The sequence below is a fragment of the Streptomyces sp. NBC_01363 genome (assembly GCF_026340595.1).
Lineage (GTDB): Bacteria > Actinomycetota > Actinomycetes > Streptomycetales > Streptomycetaceae > Streptomyces.
The window spans coordinates 1-18,373 of the sequence record NZ_JAPEPF010000001.1 but is presented as its reverse complement, the minus strand read 5'-3'; the positions used below and the strand labels follow the sequence as shown (position 1 = coordinate 18,373).

Sequence of the window (18,373 nt, the reverse complement as noted above, 5' to 3'; positions counted from 1 at the left end):
GAGGCGGTCCGGGGAAACCCGCTGGTGGGAACACCAGCAGGGCGCCCCGGGCCGACCTCACAATCTCGTTGCCGATCCCGGCTTCCTGCTGGTGGCCTGGGATCGGGTGCGGGGTAACAAGGGTGCACGCACGGCCGGGGTGGACGGACGCACGGCGTCGTCCATCGTGTTGCGGGTCGGAGTCGAGGAGTTCCTCGACGTGCTGCGGTCGCAGATCAAGGACCGTAGTTTCCAGCCCATGCCGGTGCGGGAACGGATGATCCCCAAGACGGGTGGCAAGCTCCGCCGTCTGGGATTGCGACGATCACCGACCGGGTGGTGCAGGCATCCTTGAAGCTGGTGCTGGAGCCGATTTTCGAGGCGGACTTCCTCCCGTGCTCCTACGGGTTCCGCCCGAATCGCCGGGCTCACGACGCGGTGGCAGAGGTGCGTCTGCTCACGTCCAAGAAGTACGAGTGGATCGTGGAAGGCGACATCAAGGCCTGCTTCGACGAGATCTCGCACACCGCTCTCATGGAGCGGGTGCGGGCACGCGTCGGGGACAAACGCGTCCTGGCCCTGGTGAAGGCGTTCCTCAAGGCGGGCATCCTCAGTGAGGACGGCCTGCTGCGGGACAACGACACCGGCACCCCGCAGGGTTCGATCCTTTCGCCGTTGCTCAGCAACGTCGCGCTCTCGGTCCTGGACGAGCACATCGCCCAGGCCCCGGGAGGCGCCGGAACTGATCTCAACGAGCGCCGCAGGCGTCGACGCCGAGGTCTGCCCAACTACCGGCTGGTCCGGTACGCGGACGACTGGTGCCTGATGGTTCACGGCACCAAGGCAGACGCCGAAACGCTACGCGAAGAGATCGCCGAAGTCCTCACCACGATGGGCCTGCGCCTGTCCCAGGAGAAGACTCTGATCACCCACATCGAGCAGGGCCTGGACTTCCTCGGCTGGCACATCCAGCGCCACCGAAAGCCAGGCACCAACCGGTATTACGTCTACACCTACCCAGCCAAGAAGGCCCTGCGGGCCATCATGGCCAAGGTCAAGACACTGTGCCGGGAGGTCGGCACGAACCAGCCGCTCGACGCCCTGCTCGCCCGGATCAACCCGGCGGTGCGGGGCTGGTGCGCCTACTTCCGGCCCGGGGTTTCCTACGCGACCTTCTCCTACCTGCGCAACTACATGTGGCACACGGTCTGGAGATGGGTACAGCGCAAGCACCCCAAGACGGGCCGGAGGAAGATCTTCCGCCGCTACTGCGGCCGTAGATCATGGTGGACCGGGGAGACCCGGGAGTTGTTCAACCCGATCACGGTAGGCACCACTCGCTACCGCTACCGGGGCCTGACGATTCCCACCCCCTGGGACGCCACGGGATGAGAACAACCACCACGAAGCCCTCGGGGCTTGTGGAGAGCCGGGTGCGGTGCCAAGTCGCATGCCCGGTTCGGGAAGCGGCTCCGGGGAAACGGGCCGGTCGAAAGATCGGAACCGCGCCCCGGGCCGACTTCACCAGCGGCGGTAGGCCTTCTGCCGGACTGCGGCCTGCAATACGTGGAATCCGCACGCCCAGTCGTAACGGGCGCGCCGCAGACCCCGCCCGGGCGGCCCGTCCCCTCGCCCCCGAGGCTGCTATGTCGTGTCAAGCCGCTTGAACAAGATCCACGATGCTCCTGAGTGCGGGGCGGTCGATCCGTTCGAGGGTCTTGAAGAGTTGGCGGCAGATGACGCGCTTGAGGCATCGCTGCGCGTCGCGGGCAGTCTTTCCCTCAGTGATCCTCCGGGCGACGTACGCCTTCGTGGCGGGGTCGAGCCGCATGCGGATCAAGGTGATGGTGTGCAGGGCCCGGTTGAGCTGCCGGTCTCCGCTGCGGTTGAGCCGGTGCCTGTTCGTGAGTCCGGACGATGCGGGAATAGGTGAGACGCCGGCGAAGGAGGCGAAGGCCGCTTCGGAACGAAATCGTCCCTGGTGGGACCAACTGACCAGGATCTGAGCCGCAGTGATCGGACCGACGCCGAGCAGGTCGAGGAGTTCCGGAGCCATGTCTGCGACCAGGGCGTGGATGTCCTTCTCGAGATCCTTGGCCTCGGCCTGTAGGGCTTGGATGCGCTGGGCAGTGGATCGCAGGGCCCGCGCCGTCATCCGGTGCTCAAGGCTCTGTGCCGGACGGTCCCGAAGCTGAGCACAGTAGGCGATCTGGGCCGGACGCTTGAGTTTCCGTAGCTCGGCTCGGAGCCCATCCGGCGCGGAGACGATCAGGGCCTTGAGCTGGTTGATCGCGGCCGTGGAGGCGAGGACAGCGCCATGACGGGTGGCAAGGAGGACCCGCAGGGCCTCGCGTTCGCCGCGAAGCCGGGGTTGGATCAGATGCTCGGTGGCCAGCGCTTCCTTCGCGGCCCGGATGGCGTCGAGCATGTCCGTCTTGCGCCCGCCCCGATTGGGCAACCGCTTGGGCCGGCAGACCTCGACGACGCGCTCGCCTGCTTGGTCGAGAAAGACTGCGAGGCCGGCGCCGTAGCTGCCGATACCCTCCAGAGCCCAGCAGCGCCGCCCGGGGACGTGCTCGCGGGCGAAGTCCAGGAGACGGCGGTAGCCGCGGGCGTTGGCGGGTGAATCGGTGCTGGCCAGCACGGCGCCGATGGGACTGACGGCTGCTGCCGCAAGGGTGTCGCGGTGGGTGTCGACGCCGATGACCCCGTCGACTTCTTCTGCGAGGATGGCCACGCGGTTGTTCTCCTTACTGGGCGGACGGCTGGAGGTGGCGTCGGCCTGGGTGGAGTCACCGCGTGGCGGAACTGTGATGAGTCACGCCGCAAGGCGGACAAGCTGCTGATCAAGCCAACGGGTGGGCCAGGCCGACGCCCGCGTCCGGCAGACATCTCGGGGGAACGGCAGCCGCTGGGGCGCCAGTTATGTTTCGAGTCATGCCGGATCACAAGCGTCGAGCCTGGCAGCAACCCATCCCGGGCCGCAGAAGAACTCTCACAGTTACGTTTCCGCGTGAGGGATGTTCGTCACGCCCGCGAGCACGTCACGCCCGCTCGCCTCGACCCTCCCGCGGTGTGGGCCGACCGCAGAGTGTGCGCTCCTCGCTGCAGATGATTCGGGCCCGGACGCCCTCCGGCCGCGCCCTTGCGGGTCAGGCGGAGTGTCAGCCGTCCTGCGAGGTGGCAGAACATCGCCGCGTCGGGCTTACGGATCGCGGCCGACCGGGCGCCGAGCGGCCACCCGCTGAAGACGGCGCGGGTCGCCGCGATGGGCGCGAGCGGGACCGATGCGGACGATGAATGGGAAGCGATTGCCCGCGTTCGCGAGTGCCCTCTATCGTGAACTCGTTGAGGCAGGGGGGCTACTCACGGTGAGTGAAGCCAGCAGCAAGGCCCGCGGATACCAGCAACGGGCATGGTTATGGACGCGCGACATGGTGGCGTCGGGCTGCTTCAAGTTGGGGACCCTCTTCCTCACCCTCGCGGTCGTGGCGGCGCCGCTTTCCCGTCCCGCAGGCGTCTGGCCGGCGTCCGGCAGTGGCTCCGTACCGCGCACGTATCTTTCCGTCTTTCTTCTCGATCACGCATGCATCGTCCTGGCCCTGCTCGTATTCGGCCTGGGGGCGTGGGCTGCCGTTCCCGCCGCGCTGCCCGGCCCTGATGCCGCACTCGCCCCACCCGCCTCCGAGGAGCCCGCCCCACACCCCCGACGGAGATCGCTTCGAACAGCTGGTGGCGCTCTGTTCTGGCTCAGCGCCTGGCTTTTCGTCCTGGGCGGGCAGATGTTCCTGCTTACTGCGGGCGGCGGGTCCACGTGGCTGGTCAATCTCGGAATCGCCTTCTGTTCCGTACCGGTGTTCCTGGCAGGACGGGAGTTGCGTCGCACGGCCGACCGACGGGGACGAGCTGTGACGCGGGCCGCGCTCTGGACCGGGTGGACGCTGCGCCTGGCCCACTGGCTCTGCAGAACGGCAGGCGCCGGACTGGTCGCCCTCTCCGTGTACGCGGCCTCGGTCACCCTGGCCCGGCCGGGAGCGGACCGCCTGGAATTCCTCCTCGTTCTCGCGCTCAGCGTGTCCGCCGCAGCCGTCGGTGTCGTCGCCTTCCGGCTCGGAGCGGTCGCCGGGAATGCCGCCAGGCGGCACTTCGGGCTGGCGACGCCTGGACCATCGAGGCGTCTGTCGACCGCGCAGAAGCTGCGCGTGGGCTCCATCCAGCTCACGAGCCTGGCGACCGGAACAGCCGGGCTCGCCGTCGTGCTCGTGAGCCTGCGTCTCGCGGTGGGCGACCTCGTGGCGACGGTGTCGCACCTGTCCTCACCGCACACCCTTCTCCTCGACCTCATGAGCCTGTGCGTCGGCGGCTCGGACATCTGGGCAGCGCTGGCCGCCTGGCGCGTAGCCCAGCGATTGCTCGGGACGGGCGCAGGCAACGGCGCGCCTCTCCCCCGACGCCGCCGGATCCACGGCTGGGCCCTGCGGACAGCGAGTTGGGCGATGCGCCTTGGGGGAACGGCCGTACTGCTCCTCGCCGCCCTGGGAATGAAATCGGTATCCACGATTCCCGACCTGCCCGGATATCACGGGCCCCCCTGGTACATCCTTCTCGTGATTTTCCTGCTGGTCGGAACGGGCGGTGCCGCAGTCCTGGTATTCGCCTCCATCCCGGCGATGAAGGCGAACCGGTACCTGGCCAATATCGTCACGTCCCCGGACCACATTTCCAGCGGGTCGTACGTCCTCTATCTCAGGCCGTTCAACCAGGACGTCGGTGCCTCCGCGGCAACGCCCCTCGGCAAGAACCTGAACTTCTTCAACAACCCGGGCACGTGGATCATGCAGTCCCACCGCAGCCACGAGGAACGCATCAGCGCCCTGTTCACCGAATTCGGGCCGCTGCTGGCGGTCGGCAGCCCCGGTGAGCAGGTGCCGGGCGGCGCGGGGGCGGCGCGTATGTACCTACCGCTCGACGACTGGAAAGGCACCGTCGGCCGGCTCATCGAGAACGCGGGTGTGATCGTCATGGGGACCGGCCCCGGACCGGGAACGCTCTGGGAATACGCCGAGGTCCTCCGCCGCAGACACCCCACACGGCTCGTCCTGCTGGTGACGGACCCGATTGAATACCGACGCTTCAAGGCTTCGAGTGTCGCGGAGGCGGAAGGCGTGCTGTACGAACTCAAGAGCCGATACGGCGAGTCCTGGGAGACGCCCCTCCTTCCCGAACTGCCGGACTACCTTTCCTCTCCAGCCGATCGGGCGTTCTGGTTCAATTCCATGGTCTATTTCACCAGTGATTGCGAACCTCATCTGATTTCCCTGGACACCTCTACAGTGAGCGGAAATTTTCGGATGGACAGTTTTGTCGCCAAGAGTCGCCTCACTCCACTCATGAACCATCTACGAAGCATCCTGGCGGGCGCCTCATCGACGATGCCGGGCAGAAATGACCACTGACGATCCGGGGCGCCGAGCAGCCCTGAGCCAGACCGGCCCCACCATCCCCGGGCAGTCGGACCCCGCCTCCACCCGTGGTGGCGGGGGCGAAGCGTTCGTGGCGGAGTCGTTCGGCGGCCTTTGCGTCGGCGCGCAGGCTCTTGGTACGGATCGTGGACAGCTGCAGCGGCTCTGAGTCTCGGGTGGTACGGGCCGTGACGCTCAAAAGCGAGGCGTGGCGGGTGCCGGTGGGCGGTTCCGCTGCCCGGCCTTGGGGGCCGGGCAGCTCGGGTACCTCCGTGCCCCGTCCTGCAAGGGCCTGCATATCTGAGCTCCCTTTCTCGGGCTGGGGCAGGACAGCAGGAAGAGGGCATGGCCAGCAAGAAAGGTCTGTGGTTCTGGGGCAGTCGGCGCCCTCCATCCCGATGGCCAGAACTGACGATGACCGTCAGCCGGAATGCCTCGCCTCGGGGATCGGTGGTCGGCAAGTCCCTCTCGCGCGTCGGCGGGGCTGCGCGCGGGCCTATGGGGCTGGCTGTTGGCCGGGCAGATAGACCATCACGCACCGGGGATCGGTGCGCACTGGGTCTCGGTGGGCGGTTGGGAGACGAGACGTACGTTCTCCGTCTGTCCTGCGGCCGCCGCGGCCGCCTTGTTCTCCAGGGGGGTCTGGCAGGCAGGACACAGGATCAAGCGAGACGGCCGCACTCCCACTTCCCGGTCCAGTTCTCGGCGGCCTTGGACTTGGGGTCCCTCGGGGCAAAGCAGCGGCATCAGCTGCATCGGAGCCGCGTGTTTATCCGGGTCTGCGGGCGCTTCTGACGCTTCTTTCGACTCAGGAGACCGACGAGGCGATGCCCGCCGAAACGAATGGGCCCCAATCGCCGGGTACCACTGCGAGATCGGCACCGAGTTCGGCCGCCAGCTGTTCCAGCGCTGCGCCCAGGCTGCCCGCAGCAACCAGATCAGGGTAAAGGCCAGAGTCCACCTTCATAGTCTGCCGTCGCGACGCCACCAAGAGAACGGCGATCAGACGTCGCAGCGAGGCCGTGGGCACGTGACTCCGACTGTCCGTTGCTCACGGCCTGGGGAGCCATTGACATCACACTCAGTCAGCCCTTCCCGGAAAGTGAGCCAGAACCGGTTCTCGTGAACAAAGCCAGCGCGTACGTTTCCGGGGCGCTGGTCCCGCTGCCGGGCCCATCCTGCGGAACGGACAGCGAAGTCACTGGGCCACCTGTCAGGACGCGACCAGCGGCCTGACCCTGGAGTCGGCCGGAAGGGGGCGAGAGTGCGGGACCAACGGTGCCCCGATCCCGCCGCACCTGTCGCCGGAGTGCCTGGAAGTGCCTACGGGTTCGTCTCGCAGCCTGTCTGGCGAGCGGCCAACCGGATGGCTTCTGCGTACGGGGTGTCGAAGGCGCGGATCTCCGGATCGAGATCGCTGAAGGGAACCAGCGCTTCGTGAGTACTGTTCACTGTCTGCATCCATGCGCACCAGGCGTCGTGGACATCCTCGTCGGTGACCTGCTCCCCCTTGGCGTTCAGCAGCACGGCGTATAGGCGGAACAGCGCGGCCGAGTCCTCGGGAGGCTCGGCGTCGGGGGGGAGGCAGGACCGGATCAGGGTGGCGAGGGAGTCAAGGTAGGTCACACGGTCAGTGTGCCCGCAAGCAGAAGGAGATGCGCCGCTACGAATACCAGAGGCACGACGCGTTCGGATGTACCCAGTTCGGCGTAGCGCCTGCGCCAGCCGACAACCGGATCGCGGCGCAGGGCCTCCCACTCGTCCGCGAAGATCTTGACCGGGAGGCGTTCCTCGATCTTGTTGATGCCCTTGAACTTCGCCGTGTTGAGGTCCCGGTAGCTACGAAGCTGGAGCCACCAGGTGGCGGACAGGGTGATGCCGGCCAGAGCCACCGCGACCGCCGCCCACCAGGGGGACTTGGCGAGCTCCGGGAATCCGAAGCCGACGAGGCCGACGAACGCGGTCTGCACGGACAGGAAGAAGGCGTTGGCAGTCCCCCGGCGCGCGGAGACGCGGTCGGCCATCTCCACGGCTAGCTTGTAGAGCTCAAGGACCTCCGTACGCTGGGCTGGGTCGGGAGGCGTTGTCACCGGCCCCCTCCGACGAGCGTCTTGAGGTTGGGCCACGTCCACTTGTAGATCTTGTCGCCGTCCGTCGCTGTGGTTGGCTTCTTGCCGGTCTGGCCGTTGTACCCGTTCAGCAGGAAGTACTCGATCCCCTCCTCTTGGGCGAGTTTGAGCTCGATGGCCACGCCGACGGCCTGGTGCGTGTGCTTGCCGCAGATCACGATGACGATGTCGGACGCCCGGATCCTGGAGCGAGCCTTGACTTTCCAGTCTTGCGATGCCTCCTTGATCGACCAGTCATATACCTCGAAGGGGGAGTCAGGGTTCTTGGCCTGCCCGATCAGCAAGTCTTTGAGGGGCTTGTCGTAGTCGTAGTCGAAACTGACGAATGCGCGCTTCGGCATCGATGCTCCTCTACTCCAAGTGGACGTACCTGCGCGCATCGTAAGGGTCGATACTGGCTGCGGTCATCGAAACGGACAGGGCTCCCCATCTCAGCGGGGTTTGGTAGCAGCCTTTCCCGGGCCACTACACAAGCAGGCTCAACCTCCACTGCCGCTACATCGTCCAGGTACGGCGCCCTACGTTCTCTGGTAACGGCCGCCCTGTGAATCATCTTCGGGCCGCCTCGGGTGTGGTCGGCCGCGGTGCGGCCTGCTGATCTATCCGGCGAGGGCGAGGTGGTGCATCCGGGCGATGCCGTGCATGGCGTGGTGGACTTCGGCGCCTCTGAGCCAGCAGTCGCGGAGGATCTTCCAGGGGTATGGACGTGCTCGACACGGGCACGGACCTGCTCGTGGGACTTGTTGTGCGCTTCGTTCCAGTCGGATCCCATGCCGGGATAGCAGCTGTCGGCGATCGTGAGTGTCCTGCCAGCTGCGGCCCTGGCGCCGGATTCCTCCCACGCCTTGCAGTCGTTGCGGTTCCCAGGCAGCAGTCGGCCGGCCACGACGACGAGCCGAGTGTCGGCATCGATGACGACCTGGTGATGGCGGAACATCTGTATCTCTTCGACGGTGCGGCGATGATGTGGTCGAGGGGGGACCAGAGAAGCAGTTGAGGGAGATCCTGTAGGCAACTCCCCTGCTTGTGCCTTACTTGTCACATGGCACCGATTGAGTCAGGCAAGCGTCTGAGTTTCGAAGGACTGCCCCCGCGGTTGTTTCGGCAAGGTCTGGCATATCCGTTCGTAGGCATCACAATGATGCTATTGATCAGAAACTCATGGGGTTCACTCGTCGAGGACGTAGCGGACGTGCCGACCGCCGAAGTATCCGCGCACGATGTGGGGTTGGCGTTGTCGACGGTGGAAGAACCTGCGGGTTTCGGCGGCGAGTTCGGCTTGGTTCCTGGCCCGGTGGGTGTGGGGCAGGCTGCGTTTGAGGTCGGCGTTGACGAGCTCGTCCGGGTTTAGCTCGGGTGAGTACGAAGGCAGGAAGTGCAGTTCGATCTGGTCCTTGTGGTCGGCGAGCCAGGTCCGGACGGTCTTCGAGCGGTGGGCCGAGTGCCGGTCGACGATCAGGTGGACCTTCCGGTCGAAGTGCCCGACGAGCCGGTCCAGGAAGTGGCACATGATCTTCGCGTCGAAGGACTCGGTGAAGACCATGAAGTGCATTCGGCCCTTCGTGCTGATCGCGGACATCGCGTTCACGGAGAACCGGTTCCCGGTACGGCGGATGACCGGAGTGGCTCCTTTGGCGCCCCAGGTGCGGCCGGTGACCTGGTCCGAGCGGACCCCGACCTGATCGGCGAAGAGGACTTCGCCGTTGTCCGCTTTCGCTTTGGCCCGGATCGCCGGCCAGGTCTCCTCGCGCCAGATCCGGACGGCCTCCGGGTCCTGTTCCACCGCCCGCTTGTCCGGACGCTGGAAGGCCAGCCCCCACCGCTTGAGGTACTTGCCCACCCCCGGCTCGGTGAACCGGACCCGGTACAGCTTGAAGATCAGCTCGCCTATCAGCCCCCGCGTCCACAGCTGACCGGAAAGCCCCAGGTCACAGGGGATGTGATCAAGGACGGCCTGCCGGACGGCGGCCTGCTCGGTCTCGGACAGGACCTGGTGTTCGCCTGTGCGGCGGCCTCGCGGACGGGACAGCAGTGCGTCGCGTCCGCCGGCCTGCCACTTCGCCCACCAGTTGTCCACGGCCCTGGCCGACACCTTGAACAAGGAAGCGACCTCCGCCCGGTCCCGGCCCTCCGCCAGCGCGGATACCGCCAGCAACCGCACGGCCTCCTGCGCGCCCGGCGACCACGTCCGCACATCCCCCACCAGATCACTCACACCTCGTCAACGAGCATGAACACAAAGCGTTTCGGATCAATATGCTTGCAGGCCTTCCAAATGGGGCATGGGTAGCGGCCGTCGGCACCGCGTCGTCGTTGAGGAGCGGCAGGACGTCGTCGACTCACCGTTTGACGTTGGCCCTGCGAGATCAGGGAATCTGCGGCCGATTCCGGTTTGGGCTGCCGCATCCCTACCCCCGCTGGGTCGGCGCGGGGGTCCCATGTACACCCGGCGGGCACTGTGACCGCACGACCTGTGCCTGGACCTCGCAGATCCTTGACGACAGCCGCTCGCCGCACGCCACTCGTGCGTGGAGCGGAACATGTTGCCCGTGCTGCCTGTCGGAGCCTGAATGGGTTGATCGACCATCCCACGGAGGGCGTTTCAGCGGTGAGACGTGTGTCGTGGACGGTTGGTGCGTCGTCGTGGACGTCCTTGAGCTGCCCCGGATTCCAGACACAGCGAGCCTTCTTGCCTCCTGCGAGGTACAGCTCGATCGGGGTGGCGAACCCATGGGGTACCGCAGGGTCCGCCGCTAGCGGTGGGGGTCCGCCGATGAGTGATCCAGGTTTGCCCAACAACCGGAAGGACGACCCATGCCTGCGACCGCTGCCGAGGAATGCCGGCGGTGTGGGCACCCCGTCCGCCCCTCTGCGGACGGTCCGGCACGGGCAGGTTGCCGCAGTCGTCAGTGAGGCTCCTCCCAAGCTCTGCGCCCGGCGGCGTGATGTGTTGGCTCACCAAGGTCTTTTGCTGCGCCTCTCGGACGAAGGCCCAGTACTGCCGATGCGGTTCGGGATGGTCACTCCGGACGAGGAGACCGTGCGCGGTCAACTGGTTGTCGGCGAGACGGGGCACGTCGCTGCACTGGACTGTCTCTCCGACGCGGTTCCTTCCGTCAACGCGGCCACAGCAGCGACTTCCGATGCGTGGCGGAGCGATTCTCCGACGCGCACCGCGAACACGTCGAGCGGCACTCACGTTCGGACCGCCGGAGTCTGACATGGGACTGCCCGCGCTCCCCATCGCACCGGTCCGCGGCGTGGTCTGGGTGGCGGAGAAGCTCAGCGATGCTGTCGAGCGCGAGCTGCACGACCCAGGAGTGCTCCGTGCTCAGCTGGCTCTACTGAACCAGGAACTTGAAGACGGAGACAACAGCCTGGAGGAGTTCGAACGGGAAGAGCAACGGCTGCTCGCCCGGCTGCATGCTGCAGAAGTCGGCCCCCGAGCCGAACGATCGAAGGTGACGCACTCATGGATGACACAGCCAAGGTGACCCTCGCGGCCGCAGTAGTGGGCGGCTATGTGCTGGGCCGGACGAAGAAGGGCCGGCTTGCCCTGACCATTGCAACCTATCTGGCAGGCAAACGATTCGGCCTTGAACCCCGACAGCTTGCCGCCGAAGGGATGCGCAGACTCGGCGAGATACCCCAGTTCGCCGAGCTGCAGGAGCAGCTGAAAGGGGAAGTCCTCGACGCGGGCCGAAAGGCAGTGACAGCCGCTGCCGACCGGGGCATGAGTTCGCTGGCCGACGCTCTCAGCGACCGTACGGCCCGGCTCGGCGAGAGGCGGGACGAGGGGGAGGACGAGGGGGGCGAGGAAGAGGAGGAGCCTGAAGAGGAAGAGCCTGAAGAAGAAGGACAGCCGGAAGACGAATACGACGAAGAAGAGTACGAGGAAGAGGAAGCACCGGAAGAGACGCAGCCGCAGCGGCGCAGTACTCGGCGATCAGCCCAGCCCAGAAGGGAGCCCAGAGGAGGCGCGGCTCGCAAGAAGGCCGCTCCCGCCCAAGGAGAGAAGCCTCGGACGGCGAAGAAGACGGCGGCCCGGAAGACGGCTCCGGCGAAGAAGACCGCGACCCGAAAGACGGCTCCGTCGAAGAGAGCAGCATCCAAGCGCGCCGATCGTCGGAGGTAGCCAGTCATGACCAGGACGGAAAGTGCCCAGCCCGCAGTGGAAAAGTCAGGTGCGGGTCGGCTTCGCGAAGAGCTGTCCAACTTCCTCACTGCGCAAGTGGAGAGACTCGCCGAGAAGGCGGGCGACAAACTGACCGACGTCACGGAGCAGCTCACCGACGTGGCCGAGAGCGGATCGCTTCCCGCAATCGGTTCCCGCATCCTCCAGGGCGACTCTCCCCTGAAGGCATTCGTCGGGGAGAAAGCCAAGGGCCTCAAGGACAACGTCGTGGGGAAGGTCAAGGAAGCATTCGGCGGCGGAAAGGGGAAACGTAAGTCAAGCGGCGGCAAAGTCATGAACATCATCGAGGCTCTCGATGTGGGAGTGCCCCTGCGCGTCGCGTACGACTACTGGACGCAGTACGACCAGTTCAGCAGCTTCGCGAAGGGCGTTCGCGACGTCTCGAAGAACGACGAGATGGCCAGTGACTGGAAGGTCAAAGTTGGCCCTTCCTCGCGCAGCTTCAAAGCGACTGTCCAGGAACAGATTCCCGACGACCGCATCGTATGGACATCCGAGGGAGCCAAGGGCACAACCCGTGGTGCGGTCAGCTTCCATGAGTTGGCACCCAGCCTGACTCGAATCGTCCTGGTCGTGGAGTACTACCCGTCCGGGTTCTTCGAGAAGACGGGCAACCTGTGGCGCGCCCAAGGGCGCCGAATGCGACTCGACTTCAAGCACTTTCAGCGATACGTCTCCCTCGCCCAGGAAGAGCCCGAGGGCTGGCGCGGCGAAATTCGGGATGGTGAAGTCGTCGTGTCTCACGAAGACGCCATGGAAGAGGAGGCCGCTGAGCAGGAGGACGTAGAAGGCGAGGAGCCCGAGGACGAGGACGAGCAGGGCGCCGACTACAAGGACGATGAAGAAGAGGAAGACGGATACGAGGACGAGGACGAGGACGAGGATGAGGATGAGGATGAGGATGAGGATGAGGATGAGGATGAGAGGACGTAACACCCTCCAGGAGGAAAGAGGACCGGGACGACGCCGTGACCGACGTCGACTTTCAGGCAGGGGGGCTTGCCTCGTCTCGGGGCCGCAGACCACCAATCTTGCCGACATCCTCGAACGCGTTCTCGATAAGGGGATCGTGATCGCCGGTGACATCAATACCTCGCACGGGCAGAGCACTCGTTCGCGTCCTTGGCGGTGGGGGCGAGGTGTGGCCGATCCCGCGCATCGAAGGCCACGTCTTCGTCTGCCCGCTCGATTCGCGCGGCAGTACGCGGCTGGAGGACCGGGGCGCCCAAGCGGTGGGCAACGAGTGGCCCTGACGTCGGTGTGGATCAGTCGGCGTCGCGTGCGATATCCAGGGCGAGCGCCTGCAGCATCGCGTCGATGGGCGTCACCGGGTCTGTGCGGTCGTACGCGTCCGCGACCGTTTCGAAGGCCAGCACGAAGCCGTTGATCAGGGAGCTCAGAGGTTCGGAGAGCTGGTTCAGCACGGCCAGACCGACCTCCGCCGGATCTGCGGTGTCGGGGACGAGGAAGTGTGTCGGGATGACCTCGCCGAGCAAGTCGGAGACGTAGCCCGCGCCGACGCCACCGCGCAGGGCTGTGAGTGCGGCGATGGCCTTGAGTTGGATCTCGTTCTCGGTCATGTGCCGAGCCTAAGAGGAACCCACGTCGCCGACGTGAAGGGCTTCCTGAGGCTTTCCCGCCCAGTCCGGGGAACGAGGAGGACCTCGCCGTTCTGGAATCCCCGCCCGGCCAGTGTGGAGTCCACGCGCAGTTCGGGCGGCCCGGTCTCGACGCGTCCGGCGGTATCGGGTCCGCAGCCGGCGAACAGCCGGAGTACGTCCTGCTGCACGTCGCACAGGTAGATCTGGATGTCGTGCAGTCCGGCTGCCGCCGCGTACGTCGACACACGGACGGGCAGCTGTTCCAGGGTCATCATGTGGCTGCTGTCGAGCAGGCCCGCGATCATCCTGTAGGTAGCCTCGTGCCGCTGCGCCATCGCAAAGCCCTCCTGCCCTCAGGATCCACTCCGTCCGTCACGTCTGCATCGGCGCAACCTTGACTGTGCCCTTGTCAAGTTTATTGCGGCGAGTTATATAGGTGGTATCGCCATGGTCATAACCGACTGGAAAGGGGCGAACAGGATGCTCAGGCGAATCGATCCCTTCCGCGAGATGGACCGGCTGACACGGCAGGTGTTCGGCACCGCGACGAGGCTCCCGGTGACTCCGATGGACGCCTTCCGTGACGGCGACGCCTTCGTCGTCGAGTTGGACCTGCCTGGCGTTGAGCGCGACTCCATCGACTTGGATGTCGAACAGAACGTGCTCACCGTGAAGGCGGAGCGCCGGACCAGCGCGTCCAGCGACGGCAGCGATGTATTGATCGCGGAGCGCCCGACCGGATCCATTCAGCCGGCGGCTGTTCCTGGGCGAGACGCTGGACACCGACCGTCCTCCTACGACGGAGGCGTGCTGCGGCTGACCATTCCGGTCGCCGAGCGGCCCAAGCCGCGTAGATCGAGATCAGGGCCGGAAACGGCTCACCCAAGGAGATCAACGTCTGAGCGGCAGCAAAGTCGAGAGGGGCCCGCTCTCCGTCCCCCCGCCCCGTCGGCTCCTCGTTCCGGCTGCCCCTCGGGTAGCCGACAGCCGAGGGGGTCACGTATCCGGAACACACGTTTGAAGGGAGCGAGTGATGACACGGGCGGTAGGCATTGACCTGGGTACGACCAACTCCGTGGTCGCCGTCCTTGAGGGCGGCGAGCCGACCGTCATCACCAACGCAGAGGGCTTGCGGACCACACCGTCGGTGGTCGGCTTCTCGAAGCAGAAGGGTGAGGTGCTGGTCGGTGAGGTCGCCAAGCGCCAGGCCGTGACCAACATCGAGCGCACCGCACGGTCGGTGAAGCGGCACATGGGCGAGACCAAGTGGCGCTTCCCGGAGTCCGGAGACATCGACGGCAAGCGGTACGCGGCGCAGGAGATCTCGGCGCGGGTGCTACAGAAGCTGAAGCGGGACGCCGAGGCGTACCTGGGTGAGGACGTGACAGACGCGGTCGTCACCGTCCCGGCGTACTTCAACGACAGCCAGCGCACGGCGACGAAGGAGGCCGGTGAGATCGCGGGCCTGAAGGTGCTGCGGATCATCAACGAGCCGACATCCGCGGCGCTCGCGTACGGTCTGGACAAGGAGAGCGACCAGACGATCCTGGTGTTCGACCTGGGTGGCGGCACCTTCGACGTCTCGCTGTTGGAGATCGGCGAGGGCGTGGTGGAGGTGAAGTCCACCAACGGTGACACGCACCTGGGTGGTGACGACTGGGACCAGCGGATCGTCGACTATCTGACCAAGCAGTTCAAGAACGCGTACGGTATCGACTTGTCCAAGGACAAGATGGCCACGCAGCGGCTGCGCGAGGCGGCGGAGAAAGCGAAGATCGAGCTGTCCGCAGCGACGGAGACGACGATCAGCCTGCCGTATATCACCGCGTCGTCCGAGGGCGCGCTGCATCTGGACGAGAAGCTGACGCGCGCCCACTTCAAGCGGCTCACTCAGGACCTGCTGGACCGCTGTAAGGGCCCGTTCCACAGCGCGATCAAGGACGCGGGGATCTCTGTCTCGGAGATCAATCACGTGATTATGGTGGGCGGTTCCACGCGCATGCCCGCGGTGACAGATCTGGTCAGGGAGTTGACGGGGAAGGACCCGCACAAGGGTGTGAACCCGGACGAGGTCGTGGCCATCGGCGCGGCCCTGCAGGCGGGTGTGCTGAAGGGTGAGGTCAAGGACGCACTGCTCCTCGACGTGACCCCGCTGTCCCTCGGTATCGAGACCAAGGGCGGCATCATGACCAAGCTCATCGAGCGCAACACCACGATCCCGACCAAGCGGTCCGAGATCTTCACGACGGCCGAGGACAACCAGCCGTCCGTGCAGATCCAGGTCTACCAGGGCGAGCGCGAGATCGCGGCGTACAACAAGAAGCTCGGCATGTTCGAGCTGACCGGCCTGCCGCCGGCCCCGCGTGGCATCCCGCAGATCGAGGTCGGATTCGACATCGACGCCAACGGCATCATGCACGTGACCGCGAAGGATCTGGGCACGGGCAAGGAGCAGAAGATGACCGTCACCGGCGGCTCCGCCCTGCCGAAGGACGACATCGACCGCATGATGCGCGATGCCGAAGTGCACGCCGAGGAGGACCGGCGCCGCCGCGAGGCCGCCGAGACCCGCAACCAGGCCGAGCAGCTCGTCTACCAGACCGAGAAGCTCCTGTCCGACAACGCGGACAAGATCCCCGGTGACGTGAAGACTGAGACGGAGGCCGCCCTCGCGGACGTCAAGGAGAAGCTGAAGGTCGAGGACACCGCCGCGATCCGTACCGCCATGGAGAAGGCGGCCGCAGCCTCGCAGAAGATCGGCAGCGCCCTCTACGCCCAGGCACAGGGCGCCGGAAGCGACGCCGACTCCGCGCCCCAGGCCGGGCAAGGGAGCGACGAGGAGGAGGTCGTCGACGCGGAGATCGTCGACGACGAGAGGACGGAGGGCGGCGAGCGATGAACCGGCCGAACAAGTCTCGATCGCCACAGCAGCCGCCGCCTGTCGTGATCCGCCGGCGCATCGCCCCGGTCACACTCCAGCCGAGGAAACCCGACCAGGCGGCGGCCGAACGGGAGACCGGTCGCGGGAAGAAGAGCGCCGTTCTCGGAGCAGAGCGAGACCCGCACAGGGCGGCCAGGCGGCCGAACTGGAGGCGCAGCTCGCCGAACGCACGGCCGACCTTCAGCGACTGAAGGCCGAGTACGACAACTACCGCAAGCGGATGCAGCGCAATCGCCTGGCGATCCGGGAGATCGCAGGGCCAACGTTCTGGCCGGGCTGCTTCCCGTCCTGGATGCCATCGACCGGGCCCGCGAGCACGGCGAAGTGACCGGCGGTCTGAAGGCGGTCGCCGACGTCCTGGAGAACCATCTCGCCGGCCTCGGGCTGGAGACCGTCGGAATGCCGGGAGAACCCTTTGACCCCACCCGGCACGAGGCCGTCACCCACGAACTGTCGGACACGGTCGAGCAGCCAACCTGCGCCACCGTGCTGCGCCGCGGCTACCGGATCGGCGATCAACTCCTGCGCCCCGCTCAGGTTTCGGTCGCCGAACCGCCTGACCGGGAAACCAGTCAGCAGCCGCCGTCCCACCCGGCGTAACGGTGACCGACTGGCCAGCCTCCTCGCTCGCCTGGTCACCCGACAGGGTGCCCATCAGCGTCTCGAAGGCGTTGACCGAGCAGGCAAAGGGGTCAGCGGTGGCATGAGTGTCGTACTGTTCCATCTCCGGGGCTCTTCTCATCCTGCATCCGACACGGTTGGCACCTTCGAATGCAGGCGGAAGAGCCCTTCTATTAAAGGGAGTTGGGCGTGACAGCCGTCCGGCGGCGGGCCGGGGTAAACAGTCACGGGGCGTCCTCGTCCAGCCAGCCCCGTTCCACCAGCCGCTTCAGTTTCGACCGCGTGCCCTCGATCTTCCCGACCTCGGCCGCAAGCCCGATCCTGGGGACGATCTGCTTGGCCCGGACCGGACCCGGCGCATCCGCCACCCCACGGTTGGCGATATTGGGCACGGAGTCCCGGGACGCGCCGGCACCACCTCGGACGCCCGGATGTCATGCCGGAGAAAGGCTGGAAAGGCCCAAGTGGCAGGGGATGCGGTCCGCAGGGTGGGCCGAGATCAGGCCACGCCGAGGAAGCTCAGTACGGCGAGCACCCGGCGGTGGTCGGCGTCCGCCTTCGGCAGGTCGAGCTTGGCGAAAATGTTGTTGATGTGCTTGGCCACCGCGCTCTCGCTGACCACGAGTTGCCCCGCTATCCCGGCGTTGGACCGGCCGCCCGCCATCAGCTCCAGGACCTCGCGTTCCCGCGGGGTGAGCCGGTCCAGCGGGCCGCTGTGGCGGCGCACCAGAAGCTGCGAGACGACCTGCGGGTCCAGCGCCGTCCCGCCGGCCGCGACCCGGCGCAGCGCGCCCACGAACTCCTCCACGTCCGCGACGCGTTGCTTGAGCAGATAGCCGATGCTGGAGGTGTTGGCGGACAGCAGATCGGCCGCGTACCGCTCCTCCACATACTGCGAGAGCAGCAACACCGCGGTCTGTGGCCACTGCTGCCTGATGACCAGCGCGGCACGCACGCCCTCGTCCGTAAAACCGGGGGGCATACGGACGTCGACCACGGCGATGTCCGGCCGGTGCTCCTCCACCGCGGCCAACAGTGCCTCGCCGTCGCCCACTTCGGCGACGACCTCGAACCCGGCCATCTCGAGGACCTTGACCACCCCGACCCTGAGCAGTACGGAATCCTCGGCGATCACGGCACGCACGGCAGCTCCACGGTGATGACGGTCGGCCCCCCGACGGGGCTGTCGACCGACAGCGTGCCATCGACCGAGGCGATCCGCTTGGCCAGCCCTGCCAGCCCGGTACCACCGGTGGGTTCCGCGCCGCCCACGCCGTCGTCGCTGATGACGACCAGCAGCGTCTTTCCGAAGCGCTCCACGGTGACCTCGGCCCTGGAGGCCTCGGCGTGTTTCACCACGTTCGTCAGCGCTTCGGAGACGACGAAGTAGGCGACCGCCTCGATCGTGGGAGACGGACGTGACGGCACGTCCACCTTCACCCGTA

The 18,373-nt window shown here is 66.4% G+C and carries 18 protein-coding genes and 4 pseudogenes; 11 read left to right on the top strand and 11 right to left on the bottom strand.

The window, feature by feature from the left end; genetic code table 11:
- Positions 1-318 precede the first annotated feature (318 nt).
- The gene (locus OG611_RS00110) at positions 319-1,371 is read left to right on the top strand and encodes a reverse transcriptase domain-containing protein (RefSeq protein WP_266414250.1); all 1,053 of its coding nucleotides are present in this window, start codon (positions 319-321) and stop codon (positions 1,369-1,371) included.
- Positions 1,372-1,633: 262 nt separating this feature from the next.
- On the opposite strand, the gene OG611_RS00105 is transcribed toward OG611_RS00110, so the two are convergent.
- Entirely contained in the window at positions 1,634-2,716 is a 1,083-nt protein-coding gene (locus OG611_RS00105) for an IS110 family transposase (RefSeq protein WP_266414248.1), read from the bottom strand.
- A gap of 1,336 nt (positions 2,717-4,052) precedes the next feature.
- On the opposite strand from OG611_RS00105, the gene OG611_RS00100 reads away from it, so the two are divergent.
- Positions 4,053-5,435, top strand: a complete 1,383-nt coding sequence (locus OG611_RS00100; RefSeq protein ID WP_266414246.1) for a hypothetical protein — start codon at positions 4,053-4,055, stop codon at positions 5,433-5,435.
- 1,329 nt (positions 5,436-6,764) lie between these two features.
- On the opposite strand, the gene OG611_RS00095 is transcribed toward OG611_RS00100, so the two are convergent.
- From OG611_RS00095 to OG611_RS00075, 5 genes and pseudogenes are all read right to left on the bottom strand, one after another.
- On the bottom strand, positions 6,765-7,067 hold the full coding sequence (locus tag OG611_RS00095; RefSeq protein WP_266414244.1) for a hypothetical protein: 303 nt from the start codon (positions 7,065-7,067) through the stop codon (positions 6,765-6,767).
- Entirely contained in the window at positions 7,064-7,471 is a 408-nt protein-coding gene (locus OG611_RS00090) for a hypothetical protein (protein ID WP_266414242.1), read from the bottom strand. Before OG611_RS00090 ends, OG611_RS00095 begins: the two co-directional genes overlap by 4 nt.
- 56 nt (positions 7,472-7,527) lie before the next feature.
- A complete protein-coding gene (locus tag OG611_RS00085) occupies positions 7,528-7,911 on the bottom strand; it encodes a TIR domain-containing protein (RefSeq protein WP_266414240.1) in 384 nt (127 codons plus the stop codon).
- Between the two features lie 258 nt (positions 7,912-8,169).
- A pseudogene (locus OG611_RS00080) lies at positions 8,170-8,542 on the bottom strand (IS5/IS1182 family transposase); the annotation flags it as partial.
- 196 nt (positions 8,543-8,738) lie between these two features.
- Positions 8,739-9,785 (bottom strand): IS630 family transposase, encoded by a 1,047-nt coding sequence (locus OG611_RS00075; protein WP_266414239.1) that lies wholly within the window; start codon positions 9,783-9,785, stop codon positions 8,739-8,741.
- A gap of 258 nt (positions 9,786-10,043) precedes the next feature.
- Between OG611_RS00075 and OG611_RS00070 the strand changes: the two are divergent.
- The 6 genes and pseudogenes from OG611_RS00070 to gvpJ all read left to right on the top strand — a co-directional run.
- Positions 10,044-10,327, top strand: a pseudogene (locus OG611_RS00070) (gas vesicle protein).
- A 16-nt stretch (positions 10,328-10,343) separates the two neighbouring features.
- A pseudogene (locus OG611_RS00065) lies at positions 10,344-10,661 on the top strand (GvpL/GvpF family gas vesicle protein); the annotation flags it as partial.
- 130 nt (positions 10,662-10,791) lie between these two features.
- Complete coding sequence (locus tag OG611_RS00060) at positions 10,792-11,064, top strand: gas vesicle protein GvpG (RefSeq protein WP_266414237.1); 273 nt, start codon at positions 10,792-10,794, stop codon at positions 11,062-11,064.
- Positions 11,043-11,705: a histone protein gene (locus OG611_RS00055; protein WP_266414234.1), complete on the top strand. Its 663-nt coding sequence runs from the start codon at positions 11,043-11,045 to the stop codon at positions 11,703-11,705. Before OG611_RS00060 ends, OG611_RS00055 begins: the two co-directional genes overlap by 22 nt.
- A gap of 6 nt (positions 11,706-11,711) precedes the next feature.
- On the top strand, positions 11,712-12,698 hold the full coding sequence (locus OG611_RS00050) for an SRPBCC family protein (RefSeq protein ID WP_266414232.1): 987 nt from the start codon (positions 11,712-11,714) through the stop codon (positions 12,696-12,698).
- A 35-nt stretch (positions 12,699-12,733) separates the two neighbouring features.
- Positions 12,734-12,852: pseudogene (gene gvpJ / locus OG611_RS00045) on the top strand (gas vesicle protein GvpJ); the annotation flags it as partial.
- A gap of 178 nt (positions 12,853-13,030) precedes the next feature.
- Here the strand turns inward: gvpJ and OG611_RS00040 are convergent.
- Positions 13,031-13,345 carry a hypothetical protein gene (locus OG611_RS00040; protein WP_266414230.1) on the bottom strand — a complete coding sequence of 105 codons (315 nt, stop codon included), beginning with the start codon at positions 13,343-13,345 and terminating at the stop codon, positions 13,031-13,033.
- Positions 13,342-13,701 carry a hypothetical protein gene (locus OG611_RS00035; RefSeq protein ID WP_266414228.1) on the bottom strand — a complete coding sequence of 120 codons (360 nt, stop codon included), beginning with the start codon at positions 13,699-13,701 and terminating at the stop codon, positions 13,342-13,344. The genes OG611_RS00040 and OG611_RS00035 overlap by 4 nt, the downstream gene beginning before the upstream one ends.
- Before the next feature lie 112 nt (positions 13,702-13,813).
- Between OG611_RS00035 and OG611_RS00030 the strand changes: the two genes are divergently transcribed.
- The 3 genes from OG611_RS00030 to grpE all read left to right on the top strand — a co-directional run bounded on the left by OG611_RS00030 (position 13,814) and on the right by grpE (position 16,907).
- A complete protein-coding gene (locus tag OG611_RS00030) occupies positions 13,814-14,422 on the top strand; it encodes an Hsp20/alpha crystallin family protein (protein ID WP_323180058.1) in 609 nt (202 codons plus the stop codon).
- Positions 14,400-16,265, top strand: coding sequence for a molecular chaperone DnaK (dnaK, locus tag OG611_RS00025; RefSeq protein ID WP_266414226.1), 1,866 nt, complete (start codon positions 14,400-14,402; stop codon positions 16,263-16,265). The genes OG611_RS00030 and dnaK overlap by 23 nt, the downstream gene beginning before the upstream one ends.
- 309 nt (positions 16,266-16,574) lie before the next feature.
- Entirely contained in the window at positions 16,575-16,907 is a 333-nt protein-coding gene (gene grpE, locus OG611_RS00020; RefSeq protein WP_323180248.1) for a nucleotide exchange factor GrpE, read from the top strand.
- A gap of 245 nt (positions 16,908-17,152) precedes the next feature.
- On the opposite strand, the gene OG611_RS00015 is transcribed toward grpE, so the two are convergent.
- From OG611_RS00015 to OG611_RS00005, 3 genes are all read right to left on the bottom strand, one after another.
- Positions 17,153-17,320 carry a hypothetical protein gene (locus OG611_RS00015; RefSeq protein ID WP_266414224.1) on the bottom strand — a complete coding sequence of 56 codons (168 nt, stop codon included), beginning with the start codon at positions 17,318-17,320 and terminating at the stop codon, positions 17,153-17,155.
- Between the two features lie 107 nt (positions 17,321-17,427).
- On the bottom strand, positions 17,428-18,072 hold the full coding sequence (locus OG611_RS00010) for a response regulator transcription factor (RefSeq protein ID WP_266414222.1): 645 nt from the start codon (positions 18,070-18,072) through the stop codon (positions 17,428-17,430).
- Positions 18,060-18,373: ATP-binding protein (locus OG611_RS00005; RefSeq protein WP_323180057.1), on the bottom strand; the 314-nt coding region annotated here is incomplete at its 5' end. The genes OG611_RS00010 and OG611_RS00005, both read right to left, overlap by 13 nt.